This is a genomic window from Micromonospora sp. NPDC049114, from assembly GCF_040648635.1.
Lineage (GTDB): Bacteria > Actinomycetota > Actinomycetes > Mycobacteriales > Micromonosporaceae > Micromonospora.
In genome coordinates, this window is record NZ_JBEZEA010000008.1 from 260,397 (window position 1) to 281,583 (window position 21,187).

23 protein-coding genes are annotated in these 21,187 nt (G+C 73.8%); 18 read left to right on the forward strand and 5 right to left on the reverse strand.

Features of this window, described 5'->3' with window-relative positions; translation table 11 throughout:
* Window positions 1-93: 93 nt before the first annotated feature.
* Window positions 94-1,251 carry a glycosyltransferase gene (locus tag AB0B39_RS23225; RefSeq protein WP_357490153.1) on the reverse strand — a complete coding sequence of 386 codons (1,158 nt, stop codon included), beginning with the start codon at window positions 1,249-1,251 and terminating at the stop codon, window positions 94-96.
* A gap of 46 nt (window positions 1,252-1,297) precedes the next feature.
* Window positions 1,298-2,281: a glucosyl-3-phosphoglycerate synthase gene (locus AB0B39_RS23230; protein WP_357490607.1), complete on the reverse strand. Its 984-nt coding sequence runs from the start codon at window positions 2,279-2,281 to the stop codon at window positions 1,298-1,300.
* A 223-nt stretch (window positions 2,282-2,504) separates the two neighbouring features.
* On the opposite strand from AB0B39_RS23230, the gene AB0B39_RS23235 reads away from it, so the two are divergent.
* From AB0B39_RS23235 to AB0B39_RS23265, 7 genes are all read left to right on the forward strand, one after another.
* On the forward strand, window positions 2,505-3,515 hold the full coding sequence (locus tag AB0B39_RS23235) for a Gfo/Idh/MocA family oxidoreductase (protein WP_357575350.1): 1,011 nt from the start codon (window positions 2,505-2,507) through the stop codon (window positions 3,513-3,515).
* On the forward strand, window positions 3,508-4,596 hold the full coding sequence (locus tag AB0B39_RS23240; RefSeq protein WP_357575351.1) for a zinc-binding alcohol dehydrogenase: 1,089 nt from the start codon (window positions 3,508-3,510) through the stop codon (window positions 4,594-4,596). Before AB0B39_RS23235 ends, AB0B39_RS23240 begins: the two co-directional genes overlap by 8 nt.
* Before the next feature lie 41 nt (window positions 4,597-4,637).
* On the forward strand, window positions 4,638-6,419 hold the full coding sequence (locus AB0B39_RS23245) for an ABC transporter ATP-binding protein (RefSeq protein WP_234583617.1): 1,782 nt from the start codon (window positions 4,638-4,640) through the stop codon (window positions 6,417-6,419).
* An 88-nt stretch (window positions 6,420-6,507) separates the two neighbouring features.
* The gene (secA2, locus tag AB0B39_RS23250; protein WP_234583616.1) at window positions 6,508-8,799 is read left to right on the forward strand and encodes an accessory Sec system translocase SecA2; all 2,292 of its coding nucleotides are present in this window, start codon (window positions 6,508-6,510) and stop codon (window positions 8,797-8,799) included.
* A gap of 179 nt (window positions 8,800-8,978) precedes the next feature.
* On the forward strand, window positions 8,979-9,719 hold the full coding sequence (locus AB0B39_RS23255) for a GAF and ANTAR domain-containing protein (protein ID WP_357490159.1): 741 nt from the start codon (window positions 8,979-8,981) through the stop codon (window positions 9,717-9,719).
* A 128-nt stretch (window positions 9,720-9,847) separates the two neighbouring features.
* Complete coding sequence (locus tag AB0B39_RS23260) at window positions 9,848-10,339, forward strand: DUF2231 domain-containing protein (protein WP_357490160.1); 492 nt, start codon at window positions 9,848-9,850, stop codon at window positions 10,337-10,339.
* 66 nt (window positions 10,340-10,405) lie between these two features.
* On the forward strand, window positions 10,406-11,176 hold the full coding sequence (locus tag AB0B39_RS23265) for a methyltransferase domain-containing protein (RefSeq protein ID WP_357575352.1): 771 nt from the start codon (window positions 10,406-10,408) through the stop codon (window positions 11,174-11,176).
* A 41-nt stretch (window positions 11,177-11,217) separates the two neighbouring features.
* On the opposite strand, the gene AB0B39_RS23270 is transcribed toward AB0B39_RS23265, so the two are convergent.
* Both AB0B39_RS23270 and AB0B39_RS23275 read right to left on the reverse strand, forming a co-directional pair.
* Window positions 11,218-12,168: a DUF3500 domain-containing protein gene (locus tag AB0B39_RS23270; RefSeq protein ID WP_357575353.1), complete on the reverse strand. Its 951-nt coding sequence runs from the start codon at window positions 12,166-12,168 to the stop codon at window positions 11,218-11,220.
* Between the two features lie 32 nt (window positions 12,169-12,200).
* Window positions 12,201-12,593 carry an ankyrin repeat domain-containing protein gene (locus AB0B39_RS23275; RefSeq protein WP_357490164.1) on the reverse strand — a complete coding sequence of 131 codons (393 nt, stop codon included), beginning with the start codon at window positions 12,591-12,593 and terminating at the stop codon, window positions 12,201-12,203.
* Window positions 12,594-12,657: 64 nt separating this feature from the next.
* Here AB0B39_RS23275 and AB0B39_RS23280 point away from each other — a divergent pair, with 64 nt between their 5' ends.
* The 9 genes from AB0B39_RS23280 (at window position 12,658) to AB0B39_RS23320 (ending at window position 18,504) form a co-directional block, all read left to right on the forward strand.
* Window positions 12,658-13,035 carry a signal peptidase I gene (locus tag AB0B39_RS23280; RefSeq protein WP_234583606.1) on the forward strand — a complete coding sequence of 126 codons (378 nt, stop codon included), beginning with the start codon at window positions 12,658-12,660 and terminating at the stop codon, window positions 13,033-13,035.
* A gap of 116 nt (window positions 13,036-13,151) precedes the next feature.
* Window positions 13,152-13,607, forward strand: coding sequence for a cysteine dioxygenase family protein (locus AB0B39_RS23285; protein WP_234583605.1), 456 nt, complete (start codon window positions 13,152-13,154; stop codon window positions 13,605-13,607).
* A 44-nt stretch (window positions 13,608-13,651) separates the two neighbouring features.
* A complete protein-coding gene (locus tag AB0B39_RS23290; RefSeq protein WP_234583604.1) occupies window positions 13,652-14,140 on the forward strand; it encodes a rhodanese-like domain-containing protein in 489 nt (162 codons plus the stop codon).
* A gap of 51 nt (window positions 14,141-14,191) precedes the next feature.
* Window positions 14,192-14,758, forward strand: coding sequence for a winged helix-turn-helix domain-containing protein (locus AB0B39_RS23295; RefSeq protein WP_357575354.1), 567 nt, complete (start codon window positions 14,192-14,194; stop codon window positions 14,756-14,758).
* 260 nt (window positions 14,759-15,018) lie between these two features.
* Window positions 15,019-15,624, forward strand: coding sequence for a winged helix-turn-helix domain-containing protein (locus AB0B39_RS23300; RefSeq protein ID WP_234583602.1), 606 nt, complete (start codon window positions 15,019-15,021; stop codon window positions 15,622-15,624).
* A gap of 42 nt (window positions 15,625-15,666) precedes the next feature.
* Entirely contained in the window at window positions 15,667-16,311 is a 645-nt protein-coding gene (locus AB0B39_RS23305) for a uridine kinase (protein ID WP_234583601.1), read from the forward strand.
* Between the two features lie 155 nt (window positions 16,312-16,466).
* A complete protein-coding gene (locus tag AB0B39_RS23310) occupies window positions 16,467-16,865 on the forward strand; it encodes a TraR/DksA C4-type zinc finger protein (RefSeq protein ID WP_007459738.1) in 399 nt (132 codons plus the stop codon).
* A gap of 48 nt (window positions 16,866-16,913) precedes the next feature.
* Window positions 16,914-17,786 (forward strand): DUF72 domain-containing protein, encoded by an 873-nt coding sequence (locus AB0B39_RS23315; RefSeq protein ID WP_357575355.1) that lies wholly within the window; start codon window positions 16,914-16,916, stop codon window positions 17,784-17,786.
* A 289-nt stretch (window positions 17,787-18,075) separates the two neighbouring features.
* Window positions 18,076-18,504, forward strand: a complete 429-nt coding sequence (locus AB0B39_RS23320) for a DUF2267 domain-containing protein (protein ID WP_234583599.1) — start codon at window positions 18,076-18,078, stop codon at window positions 18,502-18,504.
* A 43-nt stretch (window positions 18,505-18,547) separates the two neighbouring features.
* Here AB0B39_RS23320 and AB0B39_RS23325 read toward each other — a convergent pair whose 3' ends face one another.
* Window positions 18,548-19,327 (reverse strand): DUF72 domain-containing protein, encoded by a 780-nt coding sequence (locus AB0B39_RS23325; protein WP_357575356.1) that lies wholly within the window; start codon window positions 19,325-19,327, stop codon window positions 18,548-18,550.
* A 157-nt stretch (window positions 19,328-19,484) separates the two neighbouring features.
* Here AB0B39_RS23325 and AB0B39_RS23330 point away from each other — a divergent pair, with 157 nt between their 5' ends.
* Both AB0B39_RS23330 and AB0B39_RS23335 read left to right on the forward strand, forming a co-directional pair.
* Window positions 19,485-19,790 carry a hypothetical protein gene (locus tag AB0B39_RS23330; RefSeq protein WP_234583596.1) on the forward strand — a complete coding sequence of 102 codons (306 nt, stop codon included), beginning with the start codon at window positions 19,485-19,487 and terminating at the stop codon, window positions 19,788-19,790.
* A 9-nt stretch (window positions 19,791-19,799) separates the two neighbouring features.
* A complete protein-coding gene (locus AB0B39_RS23335) occupies window positions 19,800-21,074 on the forward strand; it encodes a cupin domain-containing protein (protein WP_234583594.1) in 1,275 nt (424 codons plus the stop codon).
* The last annotated feature ends 113 nt before the right edge of the window (window positions 21,075-21,187 follow it).

Below are 21,187 nucleotides of genomic sequence, written 5' to 3' on the forward strand. Positions count from 1 at the left end.
CGACCATCACCGGCTCCTCGCTGCGCGACGGGCGTGAGTGGTGCGCCTTCCCGTTGCCGCCGGCGGCAAACGCGCCGACGGCAACGGGCGCGCTCAGACCGGCTGCAGGCGCGGCGCGGTGGCCAGCTCGCGGACCCGCTGGTACAGCTCGACGTAGCGCTCGGCCATCACCGCTGGCGTGAACCGCTGCGCGGCCACCCGCCGGCACTCGTCCGGGTCGAGCAGGTCGGCGGCCAGCACGAGGTCGCCCAGCTCGTCCTCGTCGGCGGTGAGCAGGCCGGTGCGACCGTGCTCGATCAACTCCGGCAGGCAGCCCCGCGCGGTGGCCACCACCGGCGTGCCCAGGGCCAGCGACTCGACCACCGCCGTGCCGCCCGGCTCCTCCCAGCGCAGCGGGAACAGCGACGCGCGGGCGCTGGCCAGCAGGTCGTCACGCTCCTGACCGGCCACGGTGCCGATCCAGCGCACCAGATCACCGTCGACGTGCGGGGCCACCTCGTCGAGGAAGAACCGCACGTCCGGGTTCTGCCGGGCCTCGTCGCCCGCCGCCGCCAGGTCGGCCGGGCGATGGTACGGGCCGACGGGACCGGCCAGCACCAGCGGGACACCGATCCGCTGCGCCAGCCGCGCGCCCACGTCCTGCCCCTTGCCCGGGTTGATCCGACCGAGGATGAGCAGGTGCTCGCCCTTCTCCGGGCGGGGCCGGCGGTCGGCGTCCACGGCGAGCGGCGTGGACAGGTGCACGTGACCCACCGAGTGCTCGCGCAGCGCCAACGGCGCCCGGGCCAGCTGCGACGCCGAGACGCCGTTGACCCGGACCCGGTCGCCGCCGTCCAGGCTGCCGTACAGCGCGGGGTGCTTGGCGAGGTCCCAGTGCAGGGTGTGCAGGGTCGGCGGCCCGGACGGCCCCATCGCGGTGAGGGTGGCCAGCCCGACCGCCTCCACGTGGTCGTGGACGAGGTCGATGTCGTCGCGGGAGTGCAGCTCACGGACCACGCCGGCCAGGTGCGCCTGGGCGATCCCACAGACCTGGTTGTACGGCCGCTGCAACGCCGCGAACTGCCCGTCGGCGAAGACCGACACCTTCTCGTCCACCGGCAGGCTGCTGCTGTCCACCGAGGCGAGCACCACCCGCACGCCGAGTCGCCGCAGCTCCGGCACCAGGGTGGCGATCACGTTCTCGATGCCGCCGTAGCCGGGCGGGGGCACCGACAGCCACGGGCCCGCGTTCATCAGCACGGTGAGGCTCATCGGCCGCGCTCCCGCATACCGGCCGGGTACGGCCGTACCTCGGCGCTCACGCCGCGGCCACCCGTCGACGGGGCACCCGGTGGCGCAGCTCGGCCAGCGGCGGGCGCTCCTCGATGGACACGTCGCTGACCACGATCTCCCGGTCGAGGTTCGGCAGCGTGTCCGACCCGCCCCGGCGGAACTGCGTGAGCAGCGCCTCCGGCATCATGCCGGGGCTGGCCCAGCCGCGTCGTTGCAGCCGGGACCAGGCGGTCAGCATGATCTGCGCGGACATCCGACCGAGCGCGGCCGTGTCCTGGTGGCGGTGTTTGCGCTCGCCCAGGTCGACCTGCGCCAACGCGTCCAGGCCGACCAGGTCCAGCAGGTCGATCATCATCGCCGTCTCCACGCCGTACCCGGAGACGAACGGCACCTGGGCCAGCACGTCGCGGCGAGCGGCGTACTCGCCGGCGAGCGGCTGCACGAAACCGGCCAGCTCGGGCCAGAAGAGGTTGAGCAGCGGTCGGGCCATCAGCTCGGTCACCCGGCCGCCGCCGTCCTGCTCCACGCTCGCGGCACCGACCAGGGGCCGGTGATAGAAGCCCTTCACGAAGTCCACCGACGGGTCGGTGAGCAGCGGCCCCAGCAGCCCGCTGACGAAGTGCGGACGGAACTCCCGCAGGTCGGCGTCGATGAACGCCACCACGTCGCCCTCGGCCGCGGCCAGCCCCGCCCAGAGCGCGTCGCCCTTGCCGGTGAGCCGGGGCAGACCCCGGGTCATCGCGTCCTGGCTGACGACCTCCGCGCCGGCGGCGCGCGCCACCTGCGCGGTGCGGTCGGTCGACCGTGAATCCACCACGATCAGTTCGTCGACGAGAGCGACCCGGTCCATCAGGTGTTCCCGGATGGTCGACACGATCGCGCCGACCGTCGCCTCCTCGTTACGTGCCGGCAGCACCACGCTGACCCGGCTCTCTCCCTTGGCGCGCAGCAGCCGGCGTGCCGGCCAGTCCGCCGCCGAGGTGGTCCGGTACGTGGCCCACGCCTCCACCACCGGTGACACGGTCGTATCCCGCACGGGCACCCCTCCGTTTCGTGCGTGGAACAAGCGGAGTCTTTAGTTCCCACTCGCCACCACGCGCTAACCGTTCCCAGGGCAACAGCTTGATCACGACGGTGACATCGTGGCGTTCCCGGGGGATGAACGTTTGATTGCGCACACCCCAGGGGACTGCTCCCACCGAAGTCGAAACGTTTTCGAAAGAGGTTGTCGCATGGGTGTATGCCGGGTGGGTCTCGTGGGAGCCGGCGGGGTGGCACAACGCCATGCGCGGGTGCTGTCCGGATTCGACGACGTCGAGCTGGTCGGCGTGACCGACGTCATGCCAGATGCGGCGTCCGCGCTGGCCGAGCAGCACGGCGGGCGGACCTTCCGCGACGTCGCGGAACTGCTGGCCGCCGCCCCGGACGCGGTGTACGTCTGCGTGCCGCCCTTCGCGCACGGTCCCGCCGAGGAGGCGGTGATCGACGCCGGGGTGTCGATGTTCGTGGAGAAGCCCGTCGCCGTCGACCTGGTCACCGCCGAGCGCATCGCCGACCTCGTCACCCGGCGTGGGCTGCGCACCGCCGTCGGGCACCACTGGCGCTATCTGAGCGTGCTCGACCAGGCCCGCGAGCTGCTCGCCGACCGTCCGGTGCGGATGGTCAGCGGCGCCTGGCTGGACAAGGTGCCGCCGGTCGCCTGGTGGTCGCGCCGCGACCGCTCCGGGGGCCCGGTGGTCGAGCAGGCCGCTCACGTGCTGGACCTGATCCGGGTGCTGGCCGGCGAGGTCACCGAGGTCACCGCGTACGGCAACGGCACGCCGCCACCGGTCGAGGGCGCCGACATCGACTCGGTGACCACCGCCACGCTGCGCTTCGCCAGCGGCGCGGTCGGCACGCTCAGCGCGGCCTGCGTCCTGGGTTGGAAGCACCGGGCGGGGCTGGAGATCCTCGCCGACGGGCTGGCCCTGGCGCTGACCGAGGACGGTCTGCTGATCCGCGACGCCGATGGCGAGCGACACGTCCCCGCCGATCCGGAGGCCGCCCGGGTGGCGGTGGACCGCGCCTTCGTCGATGCGGTACGCGGCGTCGGCGACGACATCCGCGTCCCGTACGCCGAAGCGCTGCGGACCCAGCGCCTGGCCCTCGCGGTGGCCGACTCGGCCCGCACCGGCCAGGCGGTGCGGCTCGGCACGCCCGCCGCGCCGGTCGAGTTGTCCAGCGGGGTGACAGTCGATGCGTGATCGGGTGGTCACGGTCACCGCCCCCGGTCGGGTGGAGCTCGTCGAGCAGGAGGCCGCGGCGCTGCGCCCCGGCACCTTCCGCGTCGAGACGCTGTTCAGCGGCGTCTCCGCCGGCACCGAGCTGAGCTACGTCAAGGGCACGAACCCCTATGTGAACGTCACCTGGAACGCCGACCTGGGGCTCTTTCAGCCCGGCGAGGCCAGCACCCCGTACCCGGTCACCCGGCTGGGGTACATGCAGGTCGGTCGGGTGGTGGAGAGCGCCACGGCGGCGGTCCCGGTCGGCGCCGTCGGCGCGATGACCTACGGGCACCGCACGGGCTGGCTGGCCGACCCGGTCGCCGAGCGGTTCGTGCCGCTGCCCGACGACCTCGACCCGCTGCTCGGCGTCTACGTCGCGCACATGGGTCCGATCTGCGCCAACGGCCTGCTGCACGCCGCCGCCGACCTGCACGGCGCGGACGTCCGCTCGCTCGGCGAGGGCGTACGCGGCCGGCGGGTCGCCGTGGTCGGCGCGGGCGTGGTGGGTCTCCTGACCGCCCTGCTGGCCCGGCGACACGGCGCCGCCTCGGTGGTGGTGCTCGACCCCACCCCGCGCCGCCGCGAGGTCGCCGAGGCGCTCGGCCTGGAAACCCTCGACCCGGACGCGGACGACCCGGCCGTGGTGCTCAAGACCCGGTGGGCGCACACCGCCGGCGACCGGGGCGCCGACGTCGTGTTCCAGTGCCGGGGGCAGGCGTGGGCGTTGCAGCTCGCGCTGCGGGTGTTGCGCCCGCAGGGCACCGTGATCGACCTGGCCTTCTACCAGGGCGGCGCGGACGCGGTCCGCCTCGGTGAGGAGTTCCACCACAACGGGCTGGCGTTGCGCTGCGCCCAGATCGGGCGGGTGCCGCGCGGGCTCGCGCCCACCTGGGACCGGGAACGGCTCTCCGCCGAGACCATCGACCTGCTGCGGGCCCACGGTGACGTGATCCGCAAGCACCTGGTCTCGGCGGTGGTGCCGTTCGACGAGGCGCCCACCCTGCTCACCGACCTGGCCGAGCGCCGCCGCCAGGAGTTGCAGGTGGTCCTGGCGGTCTGAGGAGCCGTCGCGGCGTGAACCGGCCGGCTACCGTTCGCCCCATGAGCAACTCGAAGGACCGGCCGGTCGGCGACGCTCGCGCGAGCCGACCGGTCGGCCTGGCCGCGCTGCTGCCGTACCTGCGGGAGCACCGCGGCACCCTCGTCGCGGTGGGCGCGCTGTCGCTGCTCGGCTCGGCGGCGTCGCTGGCCCAGCCGCTGCTCACCCGGTCGGTGCTCGACCGGATCGGCGCCGAGGACCCGGTGTCGGCCCTGGTGGCGGTGCTGGTGGCGCTCGTGGTGCTCGGCGCGGCGATCGGCGGGCTGCGCGACTACCTGCTGCAACGCACCGCCGAGGGGCTGGTGCTGAGCACCCGCCGACGGCTGGCCGGTCATCTGCTGCGGCTGCCCATCGCCGAGTACGACAGGCGGCGCACCGGCGACCTGCTCTCCCGCGTGGGCTCGGACACCACCCTGCTGCGGGCGGTCGTCACCTCCGGGCTGTTCGAGACGGTCACCGGTGCGGTGATGGTGGTCGGCGCCGGCACCGCGATGGTGCTGCTCGACCCGCTGCTGTTCGGCGTCACCCTGCTCGGGGTGGGGCTGGGGCTGGGCTTCGCCGCCACCTTCGCCCGCCGGGTCCGGGCGCTGGCCCGCCTCGCCCAGGAGCGGATCGGCGAGATGACCTCGGCGGTGGAGCGGGCCATCTCGGCGGCCCGGACCATCCGGGCCAGCCGCGCCGAGGGCCGGGAGACGGAGACCGTCACCGGCAGTGCCCGCGAGGCGTACGCGGCGGGGCTGCGGGTGGCCCGGGTGCAGGCGCTGATCGGCCCGATCGGCTCGGTCACCGTGCAGGGGGCGTTCCTGCTGGTGCTGGGGATCGGCGGGGCACGCGTCGCCGCCGGGGCGATCTCCGTCGGTGACCTGGTCGCCTTCGTCATGTACCTGTTCCTCCTGGCGTTGCCGCTGGGCCAGGTGCTGCGCGCGTACACCCAGTTGCAGTCCGGTCTGGGCGCGTTGCAGCGGATCGAGGAGATCCTGGCCGTGCCGGCGGAGGGCGCGGCGGACCCCTCGCCGGCGGCCGGAACCGCCACCGCGACCCCCCGCCGGCCCGCCCCGATGATCGAGTTCGACCGGGTCGGGTTCGGCTACCCGGGCGGCACGCCGGTGCTGCACGACGTCAGCTTCGCGGTGCCGACCGGCACCCGTACCGCCCTGGTCGGCCCCTCGGGCGCCGGCAAGTCGACGCTGCTGGCCCTGGTCGAGCGCTTCTACGAGGTGAGCGCCGGCGCGGTCCGCGTCGACGGGGTCGATGTGCGGGAGCTGCCCCGCGACGCGCTGCGCGCCCGGCTCGGGTACGTGGAGCAGGAGGCTCCCGTGCTCGCCGGCACGCTGCGCGAGAACCTGCTGATCACCACACCCGACGCCACCGACGACCGGCTGCGCGAGGTCCTCGACGAGGTCAACCTGAGCCACCTGGTCCAGCGCACCCCGCAGGGGCTGGACGTGCAGGTGGGCGAGGGCGGGGTGCTGCTCTCCGGTGGTGAGCGGCAGCGGCTGGCCATCGGCCGGGCGCTGCTGGCCGGCCCTCCGGTGCTGCTGCTCGACGAGCCGACGAGCAACCTCGACGCGCGCAACGAGGCCGCGCTGCGCCGGGCCATCGACGCGGTGGCCGCCCGCCGGACACTGCTGATCGTGGCGCACCGACTCGCCACCGTGGTGGACGCCGACCAGATCGTCGTGCTCGACGGGGGCCGGGTGGTGGCCGTCGGCACCCACGCCGAGCTGACCGCCACCGACCCGCTCTACCGGGAGCTGGCCACCCACCAACTGCTGGTCGCCTGAGCCGGCGGCGACGCGGAATCGACATGCCGGCGGATACCCGACCGGCCGGGCCGCGCAAGGCGGCCGGAATCGCGTACCGTTGCCGCTCATGGGTGTGTCGCAACGGTTCAAGAGCAAGTTCCGGCGGTTCCTCCAGCGCCCGGGATCAACCGTGGATCTTGCTCCGCTGGAGAAGCTGCTGCCGGCGATCGAGGCGCGCGAGGATGACCTCGCCGCGCTGGACGACGCCGAGTTGACCGAGGCCGCCGGCGTCGCCGCTGGATACGAGGAGATCTGCGCCGTCGGCCGCGAGGCCGCCCGCCGGGGCCTCGACCAGCGACCGTACGACGTGCAGCTGCTCGGCGCGATGTCGCTGCTCTCCGGCAAGGTCGCCGAGATGGCCACCGGTGAGGGCAAGACGCTCACCGCCGCCGTCGCCGCGTACGGGCACGTCCGGCTCGGCAACGGGCCGGTGCACGTGCTCACCGTCAACGACTACCTGGCCCGCCGCGACGCCCAGTGGATGGAACCCATCTACACGCTGCTCGGCCTGACCGTCGGCTGGGTCAACGAGGCGTCCACGCCGCAGGAGCGGCGCGACGCCTACAACTGCGACGTCACCTACGTCTCGGTCAGCGAGGCGGGCTTCGACTACCTGCGCGACCAGTTGGTGACCGACGTGGCCGACCGGGTGCAGCCCGCCCTGGCCACCGCGATCATCGACGAGGCCGACTCGATCATGATCGACGAGGCCCGGGTGCCGATGGTCCTGGCCGGCGCGGTGCCGGGCGAGCAGGATCCGGTGCACGCCGCCGCCGCGCTGGTGCGCGGCCTGCGCAAGGGCCGGCACTACACGGTCGCCGAGGATGGGCGCAGCGTGGCCTTCACCTCCGCCGGCCTCGCCGCCGTCGAGGCCAAGCTCGGCATCGACCTGTACGACGAGGAGCATGTCGAGCAGCTCTCCGCCGTTCACGTGGCGCTGCACGCCCAGGCGCTGCTGCACCGTGACGTGGACTACATCGTCCGGGACGGCTCGGTCGAGCTGATCGACGAGATGCGCGGCCGGGTGGCGCAGCGCCGCCGCTGGCCCGACGGGCTGCAGGCGGCGGTCGAGGCCAAGGAGGGTCTGGACGCGACCGCCGAGGGCGAGGTGCTGGGCACCATCGCCGTGCAGGCGTTCATCGCGCTCTACCCGAAGGTGTGCGGCATGACCGCCACCGCGGTGCTGGTCGGCGACCAGTTGCGGGAGTTCTTCGGCCTGGAGGTCGCGGTGATCCCGCCGAACACCCCGTGCGTCCGCGAGGACGAGCCCGACCGGATCTACGCGACCCGCGCCGAGAAGGACGAGGCGCTGATCGACGAGATCCAGCGCTGGCACGCCAAGGGGCGGCCGGTGCTGGTCGGCACCCTCGACGTCAAGGAGTCCGAGGGGCTGGCCGCCGGGCTCAACGCGGCAGGCGTGTCCTGCGTGGTGCTCAACGCCAAGAACGACGACGAGGAGGCGGCGATCATCGCCGAGGCCGGCGCGTACGGCGCGGTGACCGTCTCCACCCAGATGGCCGGCCGGGGCGTCGACATCCGGCTCGGCGGCAGCGACCAGGCCGACCGGGACCGGGTGGCCGAGCTGGGCGGCCTCTACGTGATCGGCAGCGGGCGGCACGACAGCCGCCGCGTCGACGACCAGCTGCGGGGCCGCGCCGGCCGGCAGGGTGACCCGGGCGGCTCGGTCTTCTTCGTCAGCCTGGAGGACGACCTGGTCGTGCGGCACGCCGCCGACGCGGTGCCGCCGTCGCCGCGGATGAACGCGGACGGTCTCGTCACCGACGAGCAGGTCGACTACGCGGTCGAGCACGCCCAGCGGGTCGCCGAGGGCGTCAACCACGAGATCCACCGCAACACCTGGCGCTACAGCGTGGTGATCGAGCAGCAGCGCATCGCCCTGGCCGCCCGCCGGGAGCGGCTGCTGACCAGCGACGTGGCCGCGCTGATGCTGCTGGACAAGGTGCCCGAGAAGGCCGGTGAGATGGACGAGGACCTGCTCGCCCGGGTGGCCCGGTCGATCGCGCTCTTCCACCTGGACCGGCTCTGGGCCGAGCACCTGGCCGAGCTGTCGGAGGTCCGCGAGGGCGTGCACCTGCGCGCGCTGGGCCGGCTCGACCCGCTTGACGAGTTCCACCGGGCGGCGGTGCCGGCGTTCAACAACCTCGTCCCGGAGATCGAGGCCCGCACCATCGCCACGTTCACCGAGACCGAATTCGATGAGGATTGGGAGCCCGAGGACGGCACCCTGATCCGGCCGACCGCCACCTGGACGTACCTGGTGCACGACAACCCGTTCGGCTCCGAGCTCGACCGGCTGATCGCCTCGATCGGGCGGCGGCTCAGCGGCGCGTCGCGCTGACCTGACCGTCAGGGGCCTCTGCCACATCTCCCGGTGTGGCAGAGGCCCCTGCTTACGCCGTTTCGATCCCGGTTTGCGAGGGTAGTAGGGCGGGTCGGTCAACTCGGAAGAGAGCAGACGATGGCACACGTGACGACGTCGGCGGGATGCACGCGAGGGCGTTCGAGGGCAGTGGAACGGTGAACCTGGACACGCGGGAACCGGTGGTCGAGCGACTCGGTGTGCTGGAGACCGCCGCGCTGTTGCGGGAGCTGACCGCCGGCCTGATCGCGTTGACCGATTTCGACGAGGCGCTGCTGGCGCTGGTGCGGGTCACCCGCGACGCGGTGGCCGGGGTGCGGTGGTGCGGTTTCACCGCGCTGCGGGCCGGCGAGCCGGCCAGTGTGGCCGCCTCCGACGAGCGGCTGGCCTGCCTCGACGACCTGCGTTACGGGCCCGACTCGCCGGCGATGAGCGCGATCCAGCGTCGCGAGATGATCCTCGCGGTCGACCTGACCGGCGAGTCACGCTGGCCGGCCTGGACACCGCGCGCCCGCGACCTCGGCGTCCGAGGGGTCATCTCCGCCCCGCTGGACATCGACGACCAGGTCATCGGGGCGATCAACCTGTACGCTGCCGCGCCCGACGTCCTCACCCCGCAGCACCAGTTGACAGCGATGCTGCTCGCCGAACACGCCGGCCTGCTGCTGGCCGCCGTCCGGGACCGGAGCCGCCAGCAGGCGCTCGCCGGTGAGCGGGACGCCTCGCTCCTGCACGACGGTGTCGTCGGGCAGGCCATCGGTGTGATCATGACGCAGCGCGGCTGCCCGGCGGCCGAGGCCCTGGACGTGCTGCGGACCGCCGCCTCGTCCCTGGACATCCCGCTGCGCGAGGTGGCCGAACGCCTCATCCGGACGGTCTCCCGCCCCCGCGAGAGCTGACCCGCGCCGCGCGGTGCCGCCGTGCCCGTTCTCCCGGTCGGCGGCGAGTCGGGCGGCGTCGTTTCGCGCCTCGTGGGGTCGGGTAGCACTCTGGTACTGGTGAGCTGCGCCGACCCTGGGGAGGACCGATGCAGAGCCGGCTGCGGGTGCAGGGGCATCCCATCCAACCGATGCTGGTGACGTTCCCGCTGGGGCTCTTCGTCAGCGCCGCCGTCTTCGACCTCACGGACGTCATCGGCGGGCCGGCCTTCCTCGGTGAGGTCGGCTACTGGACCGGTGTCGCCGCCCTGTTCGCCGCCGCGATGACGGCGGTCGCGGGCATGGTCGACCTGTGGGACGTGCCGGTCGACGGCACCCGCCGCACCGCCATCGCCTTCAACCTGGTGAACGCGGCAATGGCGGGCCTGTTCCTGGTCACCTGCCTTGTGCGCGCCCACTCGCCGGACCGGGGCGCGACGGTCGCGATCCTGGCCACCGAGCTGGTCGCGCTGACCGCCGGTGCGATGGGTGTGCACCTCGGCGCGCGGCTCATGCGCCAGTTCGACGCGGGTCGGACCGACACCGGCAGCCTGGACACCCTCGCGGGTGGCACCGTCGAGGTCGCCCGTCCCCGCCCGTGACGGGCCGGGCGCACGCGCCCGCAAATCGGTTGCCCGCCGTCCGGCCGGCCGGCGAGGCTGACCGCCATGAGCGCCGAACGTGATGCCGAGGAGTTGATCGCGGAGGCGGCCGCCGCGCCGGTCGACGGCTGGGGCTTCGACTGGCTGGCCGGTCGGGCCACCGAGGAACGTCCACCCTGGGGGTACGCCGGGTTGGTCGCCGAACGGATGGCGCGCGCCGACGCCGCGCTGGACGTGGACACCGGCGGCGGCGAGGTGCTGGCCGGGATTCCGTACCCGCCGAAGGTGTTGGTGGCGACCGAGGCGTGGCCGCCGAACGTCGACCTCGCCCGGCGGACCCTGCGCCCGCTCGGAGCGACTGTGGTGGCGGTCGCCCCCGACTCGGCGCTGCCGTTCCGGAACGGGTCCTTCGACCTGGTGGTCAGCCGGCACCCGGTGCGCACCGACTGGGCCCAGACGGCCCGGGTGCTGCGCCCCGGCGGCACGTACCTGTCCCAGCAGATCGGTCCGGGCACCATGCGGGAGCTGAGCGAGGCGATCCTCGGCCCGCTGCCTCCGCCGGACGGGCGGCACCCGGAGGCAGCGGTCGCCGCGGCCGAGGCCGCCGGGCTGCGGGTGGTCGACCTGCGCCGGGCCACGCTGCGCGCGGCCTTTCACGACATCGGGGCGGTCGTCTGGTTCCTGCGCAAGGTGGTCTGGACGGTGCCGGGTTTCACGGTGGACCGCTACCGCCCCGAACTGCTCGCCCTGCACCGGCGCATCACCGCGGAGGGCGCCTTCGTCGCCCACGCCCGACGTTTCCTCATCGAGGCCACCCGTCCCGCCGCCACGCGGTGACCCTGACGTATCCCCGGGGCGTCGCGCCCCGGGGGTACGGGTCAGTGGGGGTGGGCCTGGCGGTGGGTGGCCAGGATGTCGGCGCCGAAGTCGCTGGCGGGGCGGCGGAGCACTGTGTGCGCGTGGTTGCCGTCGTCGCTGGTGTTGTCGTACTCGATCAGCAGGTCGTCGCCCTGCACCCGGTAGTAGTGCCGCTGGCCCGGCCTCGTCGGGCCGGCCCAGGCGAAGTGCAGCTGGCCGCCCTGGACGCGGGTCGCCTCCTGAACGGCGAGTTCGGGAGGCAGCCGGTCCAGGTAGAGCGCGACGACCTGGTCGAGCAGCGCGCGGCCGGTCGGGCCGAGCCGGTCGGCCGGCACGCCGAGCGGTTCGAGAGGCCCGTCGACCCGCGCGCGGGTGGCGCTGATGATGTCCGTCGGCGCCTCGTCGGCGATGATCGCGGCGGCCCGCCCGGCCGGCCCGAGCGCGTCGAGCAGGGCGTGGGCCAGGTCCTCCTCGACACCGAGCGGTCGGGAGACGGCGTGCCCGGCGTGGCGCACCGCCGCCGGGTTGGCGCCGAAGAAGATCGGCGCGGGGGAGACCTGGTCGTCGACCACGGTCATGGTCACCGACAGGTGGTGCCCTTCGAGCCGCCACGCCCAGCGGTCGTCGCGGGCCGGGTCACCGAACACAGCGACCCAGTAGTCGCCGCTGTGCCGCCCGCGGCGCCAGCCCTCGGCCCGGTCGAGGACCTCCTCCAGCGCGACGATCGCCATGGCCTGGGCGTACGCCGAGGGGCTGAGCGCGGTGGCCAGCAGCCGGTGGGCGGCCTTGCGCCCGGCGATGTCCAGCTCGGCGAGGCAGACGCCGGGGCGGGGGCGGGGCCGGTATTCCAGCCAGCGTCGCGCCGAGTCGTCGGTGAACGGGTACACGGCGCCGATGCGGGTCGCGGGGTCGAGCGCGGCCAGCAGCGCGGTGCCGGCGGCACGCATCTGTTCGGGCAGGGGATCTTCCACCGACCCTGTATACCGGCCCGTCGGGGGTCGCGTCAGCCGGCCCGCAGCAGCGCGGTCATCTCCGGCAGGTCGAAGAACTGCGCGGTCTCGGCCGCCGACGGGGTGCCGTGCGCCGGGTCGGCCCCGGCGGCGAGCAGCGCGCGGACGGCGTCGGTGCTGCTGCGAAAGACGGCGGCGGCGAGCGCGGTCTGACCTCGGTCGTTGGTGCGGGTGTGGTCCGCGCCGCGGGCCAGCAGAGCGGCCACCGTGTCGGGGTGGGCGTGGTAGGCGGCCAGGATCAGCAGCGTGTCGCCCTTGTCGTTGGTCAGGTTGACCGGCAGGCCGGCGTCGACCTGGGCGGCGAGCTCCTCGGTGGAGCCCGCGCGGGCCAGGTCGAACATCCGGTGCGCGAACGCCAGGGTCTCGGCGTCAAGGTCGTCGGTCACCGGTCCAGGGTAGTCGCCGAGGTCCTGATAGGTTGCTCGGCCGGCGCGATGGGGGAGGGGTCCGATGGGTGAGACGGTCTACGTGGGCAACGCGGGCGTCGACGGCGTCGGCAACGGTGGCTGGCTGCTCGGGCACTTCGCGCCGCCGGACGAGATCCGGCACAGCACCGACGTCGAGGTGAAGTGGGGCGTGCACCCACCCGGGGAGGCCCGCGCGCGGTGGGCGACAGGTGAGCGTCGGACCACCCTGCTGGTGCTGGTCGACGGGTGCTTCCGGGTGGAGCTGCCGGACCGGACGGTCCGGTTGGCCGAACCCGGCGACTACGTGGTGTGGGCCCGGGGAGTGGATCACTCCTGGTACGCGGAGCGCGCCTCGGTGGTGCTGACCGTGCGGTGGCCGTCGCTGCCCGGCTACCGGGTGGGTCCGCCGGTTCTGCGCTGAGCCAAAGGCGGTGGCGTGTTCAGTCTCCCGGCATGTGGAATTACCTACTAAACCTATAGGGTTTGCCGGCTAGAGTACGGGAGCACCCCGCCGAACGACCCGCTGAGGAACCACCGATGACCCACGTTCGCCCGGCTCCCGACCTGCTCGCCGTCGCCGCCCGGTGGGCCGACCCAGCCGGCTGGCCGGTCCCGCTGCGCTTCGATCCCACCGAGCGCTGGTACGCCCGGCTCGCCACCGCCGACGACCACGAGGTGTGGGCCCTGAGCTGGCTGCCCGGCCAGGGCACCGACCTGCACGACCATGGCGGCTCCGCCGGCGCGTTCCGGGTGGTCGCCGGCGCCCTCACCGAGGAGACGGTCAGCCGTGCGGCGTTGCGCCCTCGGCTGCTGCCCGCCGGCGCCGCCCGCCGCTTCGGCCCCCGCCACGTCCACCGGGTCACCAACCGCGGCCCGGCGCCGGCGGTAAGCGTGCACGTCTACCGGCCGGCGCTGCGCCGAATGACCCGCTACGACCTGCTCGACGGGCGCCTGCGGGTCGCCGAGGTCGCCGAGGCCGGCCGGTCCTGGTGAACCTCCCGTCCGCACCGCCCTCTCGTCACCGGAAGGAATCGACAATGCTGGTCACCGCAGCGCCCTGTCCGGCACCCGTGCCACCGCCGGGTTCCCGGGGCATCGACGAGCTCCTCGCCGCCGCGCGAGCCCGCCTCGACCGACTGGACCCGGAGCGGGCGCACCTCGCGCACCGGGCCGGCGCGTTGCTCGTCGACATCCGGCCCGCCGCCCAGCGCGCCGCGCACGGCGTCGTGCCCGGCTCGCTCACCGTCGAGCGCAACGTGCTGGAGTGGCGCTTCGACCCGCGTTGTCCCGCCCGGCTGCCCGAGGCCGTCGACTACGACGTGCCGGTGGTGATCATCTGCCAGGAGGGCTACACGTCGTCGCTGGCCGCCGCCGCGTTGCAGGACATCGGCCTGCACCGGGCCACCGACGTCGACGGCGGGTTCGCCGCCTGGCGCATCGCCGGCCTGCCGGCGCTCGGCCCCACCCCGCTGCACCGCGCAGCCCCCCTCGCGCCACCGGTCACCGCCGGCCGGGCACGCCGCTGACCCCCACGCCCCACCCGGCGTGGCGGGCGTACCGCCATCTCAGGAGGCACGATGTCCGTCATCGCGATCCCCACCCGTCCCTACTCGCCGGGTCACCCGGGCCGGGCCGCCGTGCGCCCGCGTACCGGCCCGACCCTGACCATCACCCTCGACCTGGCCCCCGGGCCGGTGAGCCCCCGGTTGGCCCGGCTGGTGCAGCTGCTCGGCGAGCTGGCCGAGGCCGGGGAGGGCCGGCTGCGGCCCGCCGACGACGTGCCGTCGACGCCGCGTCCGCTGCCGCGTCCCGCCGCCGAGCTGCCCGTCGACGACACCGACGGGACCGACGTGCGCATCCTGGCCGGCTCGCGGGTGGTCCGCCGCGGCGACCGGGTGGTCGCGCTGACCCGCATCGAGTACGACCTGCTGCTCTTTCTCGCCGAGCGCCCGCACCGGGTCTTCACCCGCCTCCAGCTGCTGTCGAACGTGTGGGGCTACGAACACGCCGTGGCCCGCACCGTGGACGTGCACGTACGGCGGCTGCGCGCCAAGCTGCCCGGGGCGGAGGTGATCACGACCGTCTACGGGGTGGGTTACCGGCTCGGCGACGGGGCGCGGATCAGCGTCGACCACACCCGCTGAGCAGCACTCGGGCGGCGGTCCGCAGGCGACCGTGAAGGGCATGGTGAACAGGACGGGGACCCCCGTATCGGGGCATCCTGGCGGCTCTGCTGTAATCATCTGGCTTCGTACGCAGAGCGAGCATCTGGCTCCGATGTGTTCGTCAATTGTCACATTCATGCAACGCAGCCGCCTCTTGACCCTCGCCCGGGTGCCGGGAAGCATCGATGAAGCGGCGTCCCGGGCCGTGGGGAGATACCCGGACCAGCCCAAGGAGGACCATGTCGGTCAGCCCCGCCTCGTCGCGCGCCGGATGGCATACGTCCCAACCCGCGGTGCCCGGTCGACCTCCCGGCGGTCAACGCCGCCCGGCGAACACCGCCGCGCCGATGCTCACCGTGACGCTGTCCATCCCGCTGGCCTGTGAGGAGTCGCTGACCCCGCCGGCCCGGCGGCTGCTCGAAGCCGCGCGCGAGATGCTGGAGCGGGGCGAGGGCGTGATCACCAGCTCCGTTCCGGCCGAGCGTCGCGCCGACGGGGTGCCGGCCAACCGGGCACCCGCCCGAGCCCTCACCCCGACGATCCCCGCCCTGCACATCCTCGCGTCGTCCCGGTCGGTGCTGCGCGACGACGAGCCGCTGCCGCTGACCCGGCTGGAGTTCGACCTCCTGCTGCATCTGGTCGCCCACCCCCGCCGGGTGTTCACCCGGCTGCAACTGCTCAACGCCGTCTGGGGCTACGAGCACGCCGGCGTCCGCACCGTCGACGTGCACGTACGCCGGCTGCGCGGCAAGGTCGGCGTGGACGTTCCCCTGGTCACCACCGTCTACGGCGTCGGCTACCGGCTGGCCGACGACGCCCGCGTCACAGTCGACCGCACCGGCTGACCGTCCGACGACCGCCCCTGTGGCGCGGGGCAGGATGGTTCGGTGCGTATCCGTCCCATCTCGCCCGACCGGCTCGTCGCCGAACTGACCGACCGGCTCGACGACGCCTCCCGCACCGTCGAGCCCGCCCGGCTGCGCGTGGCGATCGACGGCGCTCCCGCCGCCGGCCCGGACGAGCTGGCCGCCGCGCTTGTCGACCCGCTGCGCGCCCGGGGCCGCCCGGTCCTGCACGTCCGCGCCGCCGACTTTCTCCGACCCGCGTCGCTGCGCTTCGAGCTTGGCCGCACCAACCCGGACGCCTACTACGAGGGCTGGAACGACGAGGCCGGCCTGCGCCGCGAGGTGCTCGACCCGGCCGGCCCCGGCGGCGACGGGCGGGTGCTGCCGTCGCTGTGGGACGCCACCGCCGACCGGGCCAGCCGCGCCCGGTACGTCGACCTGGCACCCGGCGGCGTGGTCCTGGTCAGCGGCGCGCTCCTGCTCGGTGGGGCGCTGCCCTTCGACGTGACAGTCCACCTTCAGCTGTCCCCGGCGGCGCTGCGCCGCCGCACCGAACCGGCCGACGAGTGGACCCTGCCGGCGTTCGACCGCTACGCCGACGAGGTGGTCCCCGCCAGCTTCGCCGACGTGGTGGTACGCGCCGACGATCCCCGTCACCCCGCGCTCGTGCAGGCCGGCGACAGCTGAGAAATTCGCCGGTTTGCGTGGCACGCCCCGCGGGTACTCGCCCGGCTCACAGAGCGCGGGTGACCGCCCGCGTACCGGATGCGACCGTTGACCGGGGCCCACGCCGCCGGCACCCGGTTCACCTTGAGCCATCAGGCCAGGAAAGGCAGGCAGCGATGCTCGTCCACGACACGGTCGGTACCGGCCGATCCCAGACGGAGATCGACCAGATCCGGCACTCCCTGCAGGCGCGCTACGACGAGCTGACCGCCGAGTACGAGCAGGCCGTGCTGCAGAGTCAGGTGCTGCGTCTGGTGGAGGTCGGCGACACCGCCGGCGACGACCAGGCCGACAGCGGCACCAAGACGGCCGAGCGTGACACCGCGCAGTCCCTGCTGCGGACCATCCTCGACCGGCGCACCCAGTACGAGCACGCCCTGGGCCGCCTCGCCGAGGGCACGTACGGTTGGTGCGAGGGCTGCTCGGCGGCGATCCCGGTGGAACGCCTGGAGATCTTCCCGGCCGCGACCACCTGCGTGACCTGCAAGCAGACCCGCGAGCGGCGGGCGGCCTGAGCGACGACAGCGGTTGCCGGTCGGTCCACGGCACGATGGACTTGCGCCATGGGTGACATCCTGGTGGGCACCGCGTCCTGGACCGACCGCACACTGCTCGACTCGGGCTGGTATCCCCAGACCGCTGACAACCCGGAGAAGCGCCTGGCGTACTACGCCCGGCAGTTTCCCCTGGTCGAGGTCGACGCGACCTACTACTCACCGCCCGCCGAGGCGACCGCACGGCTGTGGGCCGATCGCACCCCGGCCGGCTTCACGTTCAACGTCAAGGCGTTCAGCCTGCTCACCGGGCATCCCACCCGGGTCAGCGCGCTCTACAAGGACCTGCGACCGGAGACGGACAAGAAGAACGTCTACCCCGACGACCTGCCCGCGCAGTCGTACGAGGAGGTGTGGACGCGTTTTCTGTCCGCCCTGGACCCGCTGGTCGAGGCGGGCAAGCTCGGCGCGCTGCTGTTCCAGTTCCCGCCCTGGTTCACGATCAAGCGGGCCAACAAGCAGTACCTGCTGGAGGTGGCGAAGCGCTGCGCGCCGCTGCGAGGAGTCTACGAGTTCCGCCACGCGTCCTGGTTCGACGGCGACAACGCCGAGGAGACACTCGCCTTCCTGCGCGAGCACCGACTGTCGTACGTCTGCGTGGACATGCCGCAGGGCCACCGCTCGTCGGTGCCCCCGGTGCTGGCCGCCACCGGCGACCTCGCGGTGATGCGCTTTCACGGCCACAGTGACAAGTGGACCAGCAAGGACATCCACGAGAAGTTCGGCTACCACTACTCGAAGCGGGAGCTGGCCGACTGGGCGCCGAAGCTGCGCGAGCTGGCCGACTCCGCCGGGCAGACCCACGTCCTCATGAACAACTGTTACCGGGACTATGCCCAGACCAACGCGGCAACGCTTGCGGGTCTCCTCGACGCGGGCTGACCTCACCCGATCCGGGTGGGGCCGGCTCACCCGCCCGACCGGCACGGTGGACACGGTGGGTACGGCCGCCCGGGAGCGGCCGACGCCGCAGACGACACGGAGGTGACGGGGATGACGGTTCGACTGGTGACGGATCGACGGCGCGGCGGCGTCCTGCACGTCGTGGGCACAGCCGGCGATACCCGGCGCGCGCCTCAGGGCACCCCGGTGCGGGCCCGCCGTGGCCCGGTGGGGCCGCCGCGACGCGCCGACGACCGACGGTGGGACACCACGGAACGGGGGTCGACCGATGGCTGACGCGATGATCTCCGCGTTCGAAAGTTCGCTGGACAAGACGAACCTGATCCTCAAGGACATCGAGGCCGCCTACGGGTGGCCGAAGGAGCGGCGTAACCAGTCGTACGCGGCGCTGCGCACCGTGCTGCACCTGCTGCGCGACCGGTTGGCGGTCAACGAGAGCGTCGAGTTCGCCCAGCAGTTGCCGGTGCTGGTCCGCGGGATCTACTTCGACGGCTGGAACCCGTCCGACGTGCCGATCAAGCTCAACCGCGACGACTTCCTCTACGAGGTCCGCCAGGGCTTCCCGTACGACGTCGAGGGCGGCGCGGAGCGGGTGACGCAGGTGGTGCTGGACACCCTGCGTCGGCACGTCACCCAGGGTGAGTGGCAGGACGTGAAGGACACCATGCCGAAGGATCTCGCCACGTTCATGCCGTGACGCCGCGCCGCCGTGAGCCCGCCCGACGACCCGTCGGGCGGGCTCAGTGCTCGGAGGTGTCCGCCTCGGCGGCCGACGGCACCCGGGACACCTGATGACCGGCCCCGCGGGCCAGCGCCGCGAAGGCGACGGCGTCGGTGACGGCCGCGCCGCCGGGGTCGTTGTTGAAATAGACGTACGCCGGCTCGTCCGCACCGAATGCGTCGGTGAGCCGGCGGGCCCACGAGCCGAGCGCGGTACGCCCGTAGTGCGGCCACGGCCGGGCCCGCCCCTCGTGCAGCCGCAGGTAACCGAAGTCGGTGGTCCGCCAGCGGGGCGCCACCGGACGACCCAGGCGATCCGCCCAGACCAGCGCGGCCCGCCGCCGTTCCAGGACTGCCCGGGTCGCGTCGGTCCACCACGACGGGTGCCGCGGCTCGACCGCGACCCGCACGTGCGCCGGGAACAGCCGCAGCGTCGCGTCGAGCGCGTCGACGTCCGCCCGCAGGTTCGGTGGCAGTTGCAGCAGCACCGGCCCGAGCCGGTCACCGAGGGCCGTGGCCCGGCCGAGGAACCGGGCCACCGGCTCGGCCGGGTCCCGCAGACGCTTGATGTGGGTGAGGTAGCGGCTCATCTTCACCGCCACGCAGAAGTCCGCAGGTGTCCGCGCCCGCCACGCCGCGAACGTCTCCCGCTCCGGCAGCCGGTAGAAGGCGTTGTTGACCTCGACGGTGGCGAAGCCCGCCGCGAAGTGCTCCAACCAGAGTCGCTGCGGCAGCCGCTGCGGGTAGAAGCGGCCCCGCCAGTCCCGGTACTGCCAGCCCGACGTGCCCACCAGGATCACCGTTTCATCCTGACACCGACCGCCGCCGCCCGCGAACCGACCGTGTCGTCCCGGTTCGGCGTCTACGGTGTGGGTTAGAGAAGATCGCGCGTGGGGTACCACCCGCAGCACGACGGACCCCGGCGTACGGCGGGGCGGCACACCCGAGGGAGTACCGATGGCACTCAACGACGATGACATGCAGACCACGGGCGGCGGCGGCCTGGAGGGTCCGGCCGACGGTGGCGCGACCCCGGGTCACCAGGACGGCGGCGCTGACGGTGGCGCGGAGGGTCCGGCCGATGGCGGCGCGACCCCGGGCCAGCAGGACGGCGGCGCTGACGGTGGCGCGGAGGGTCCGGCCGATGGCGGCGCGACCCCGGGTCACCAGGACGGCGGCGCTGACGGTGGCGCGGAGGGTCCGGCCGACGGTGGCGCGACCCCGGGCCAGCAGGACGGCGGCGCTGACGGCAGCGCCCGGTAACGGACCGTCATGACGCACCTCGACCCGCCGGGCGGCCACGGCCGCCCGGCGGTTCCGTTCGCGGGCGCCGCTGCGGCGCTGGCCCGCTGTGTCTCGGTCGAGCCGGCCAAGTTCGCCGCCGCGCACTGGGGGCACACCCCGCTGCTGTCCCGCGCCGCCGAGCTGCCCGACCCGGCCGGCTTCACCGACCTGTTCAGCCCCGCCGACGCTGACGAGCTGCTCAGCCGGCGTGGTCTGCGTACCCCCTTCCTGCGGGTCGCCAAGGACGGCCAGCTCGTCCCGGCGGCGCGGTGGACCGGCGGCGGCGGCGCCGGCGCGGAGATCGGCGACCAGGTGCTCGACGAACGGGTCCTGGAGCAGTACGCCGCCGGCGCGACCCTCGTGTTGCAGGGCCTGCACCGGATCTGGCCGCCGCTTGTCGACTTCGCCCGTGACCTGGGCCTCGCGCTGAACCAGCCGCTGCAGATCAACGCCTACCTGACCCCGGCGGGCAGCCAGGGCTTCGCCACCCACTACGACACCCACGACGTGTTCGTGCTCCAGGTCGACGGCCGCAAGCACTGGCGGATCCACCCGCCGGTGCTGCCCGACCCGCTGGAGAAGCAGCCGTGGGGTGGCCGCGCCGACGAGGTCTCCGCCACCGCGCAGGGCGAGGCGGCGTTGGACGTGGTGCTCGCCCCCGGCGACGCCCTCTACCTGCCGCGCGGCTGGCTGCACAGCGCACAGGCCCAGGACGCCAGCTCGCTGCACCTGACCGTGGGCATCCGCGCGCTGACGCGCTACGCCCTGGTGGAGGAGCTGCTCGCGCTGGCCTCCGAGGACCAGCGGCTGCGTGCCAGCCTGCCGTTCGGCACCGACGTGGCCGATCCCGACGCCATCGAGCCGGAGCTGACCGAGACGGTGGAGGCGCTGCGGGACTGGCTGCTGCGCGCCGACCCGGCCGCCGTCGCGGCGCGACTGCGCCACCGCGCCTGGCCGGCCGCCCGACCGGCGCCGATCCGCCCCCTCGCCCAGGCCGGGGCCGTGGCCGCGCTGAACGCGGACTCCCGGCTCACCCTGCGGCCTGGCCTGCGCTGGCAGCTCGTGCCGCACGGGGACGGCCAGGTGGCGCTGCGGTTGTTCGACCGCACGATCACGCTGCCCGCCGACTGCGAGCCGGCGACCCGGGCGTTGCTCGGTGGCACCGCGATCCGCGTCGGTGACCTGCCCGGACTGCCGGACGACGCCGACCGGGTCACCCTGGCCCGCCGGCTGCTGCGCGAGGCCGTCCTGGTGCCGGCCTGACCGGGTCCCACCCGGGCCTGCCGGGGGGTTGTGGCGGTGCCGGCGCGGCGGTCCGGGCCGGCATGGGCATGGCGCCCGAGGAGCGCAAGAGTCAGGCGCTGCTGCTCGGTGAG

Bases quoted from the DNA above. Each gene is read 5' to 3' on its own strand.
- AB0B39_RS23300 (WP_234583602.1), top strand. From the start codon at position 15,019: ATGTCGGTCAGCCCCGCCTCGTCGCGCGCCGGATGGCATACGTCCCAA.
- AB0B39_RS23290 (WP_234583604.1), top strand. From the start codon at position 13,652: ATGCTGGTCACCGCAGCGCCCTGTCCGGCACCCGTGCCACCGCCGGGT.
- AB0B39_RS23295 (WP_357575354.1), top strand. From the start codon at position 14,192: ATGTCCGTCATCGCGATCCCCACCCGTCCCTACTCGCCGGGTCACCCG.
- AB0B39_RS23315 (WP_357575355.1), top strand. From the start codon at position 16,914: ATGGGTGACATCCTGGTGGGCACCGCGTCCTGGACCGACCGCACACTG.
- AB0B39_RS23285 (WP_234583605.1), top strand. From the start codon at position 13,152: ATGACCCACGTTCGCCCGGCTCCCGACCTGCTCGCCGTCGCCGCCCGG.
- AB0B39_RS23320 (WP_234583599.1), top strand. From the start codon at position 18,076: ATGGCTGACGCGATGATCTCCGCGTTCGAAAGTTCGCTGGACAAGACG.
- AB0B39_RS23280 (WP_234583606.1), top strand. From the start codon at position 12,658: ATGGGTGAGACGGTCTACGTGGGCAACGCGGGCGTCGACGGCGTCGGC.
- AB0B39_RS23330 (WP_234583596.1), top strand. From the start codon at position 19,485: ATGGCACTCAACGACGATGACATGCAGACCACGGGCGGCGGCGGCCTG.
- AB0B39_RS23225 (WP_357490153.1), bottom strand. From the start codon at position 1,251: ATGAGCCTCACCGTGCTGATGAACGCGGGCCCGTGGCTGTCGGTGCCC.
- AB0B39_RS23235 (WP_357575350.1), top strand. From the start codon at position 2,505: ATGGGTGTATGCCGGGTGGGTCTCGTGGGAGCCGGCGGGGTGGCACAA.
- AB0B39_RS23245 (WP_234583617.1), top strand. From the start codon at position 4,638: ATGAGCAACTCGAAGGACCGGCCGGTCGGCGACGCTCGCGCGAGCCGA.
- AB0B39_RS23310 (WP_007459738.1), top strand. From the start codon at position 16,467: ATGCTCGTCCACGACACGGTCGGTACCGGCCGATCCCAGACGGAGATC.
- AB0B39_RS23260 (WP_357490160.1), top strand. From the start codon at position 9,848: ATGCAGAGCCGGCTGCGGGTGCAGGGGCATCCCATCCAACCGATGCTG.
- secA2 (WP_234583616.1), top strand. From the start codon at position 6,508: ATGGGTGTGTCGCAACGGTTCAAGAGCAAGTTCCGGCGGTTCCTCCAG.
- AB0B39_RS23265 (WP_357575352.1), top strand. From the start codon at position 10,406: ATGAGCGCCGAACGTGATGCCGAGGAGTTGATCGCGGAGGCGGCCGCC.
- AB0B39_RS23335 (WP_234583594.1), top strand. From the start codon at position 19,800: ATGACGCACCTCGACCCGCCGGGCGGCCACGGCCGCCCGGCGGTTCCG.
- AB0B39_RS23240 (WP_357575351.1), top strand. From the start codon at position 3,508: ATGCGTGATCGGGTGGTCACGGTCACCGCCCCCGGTCGGGTGGAGCTC.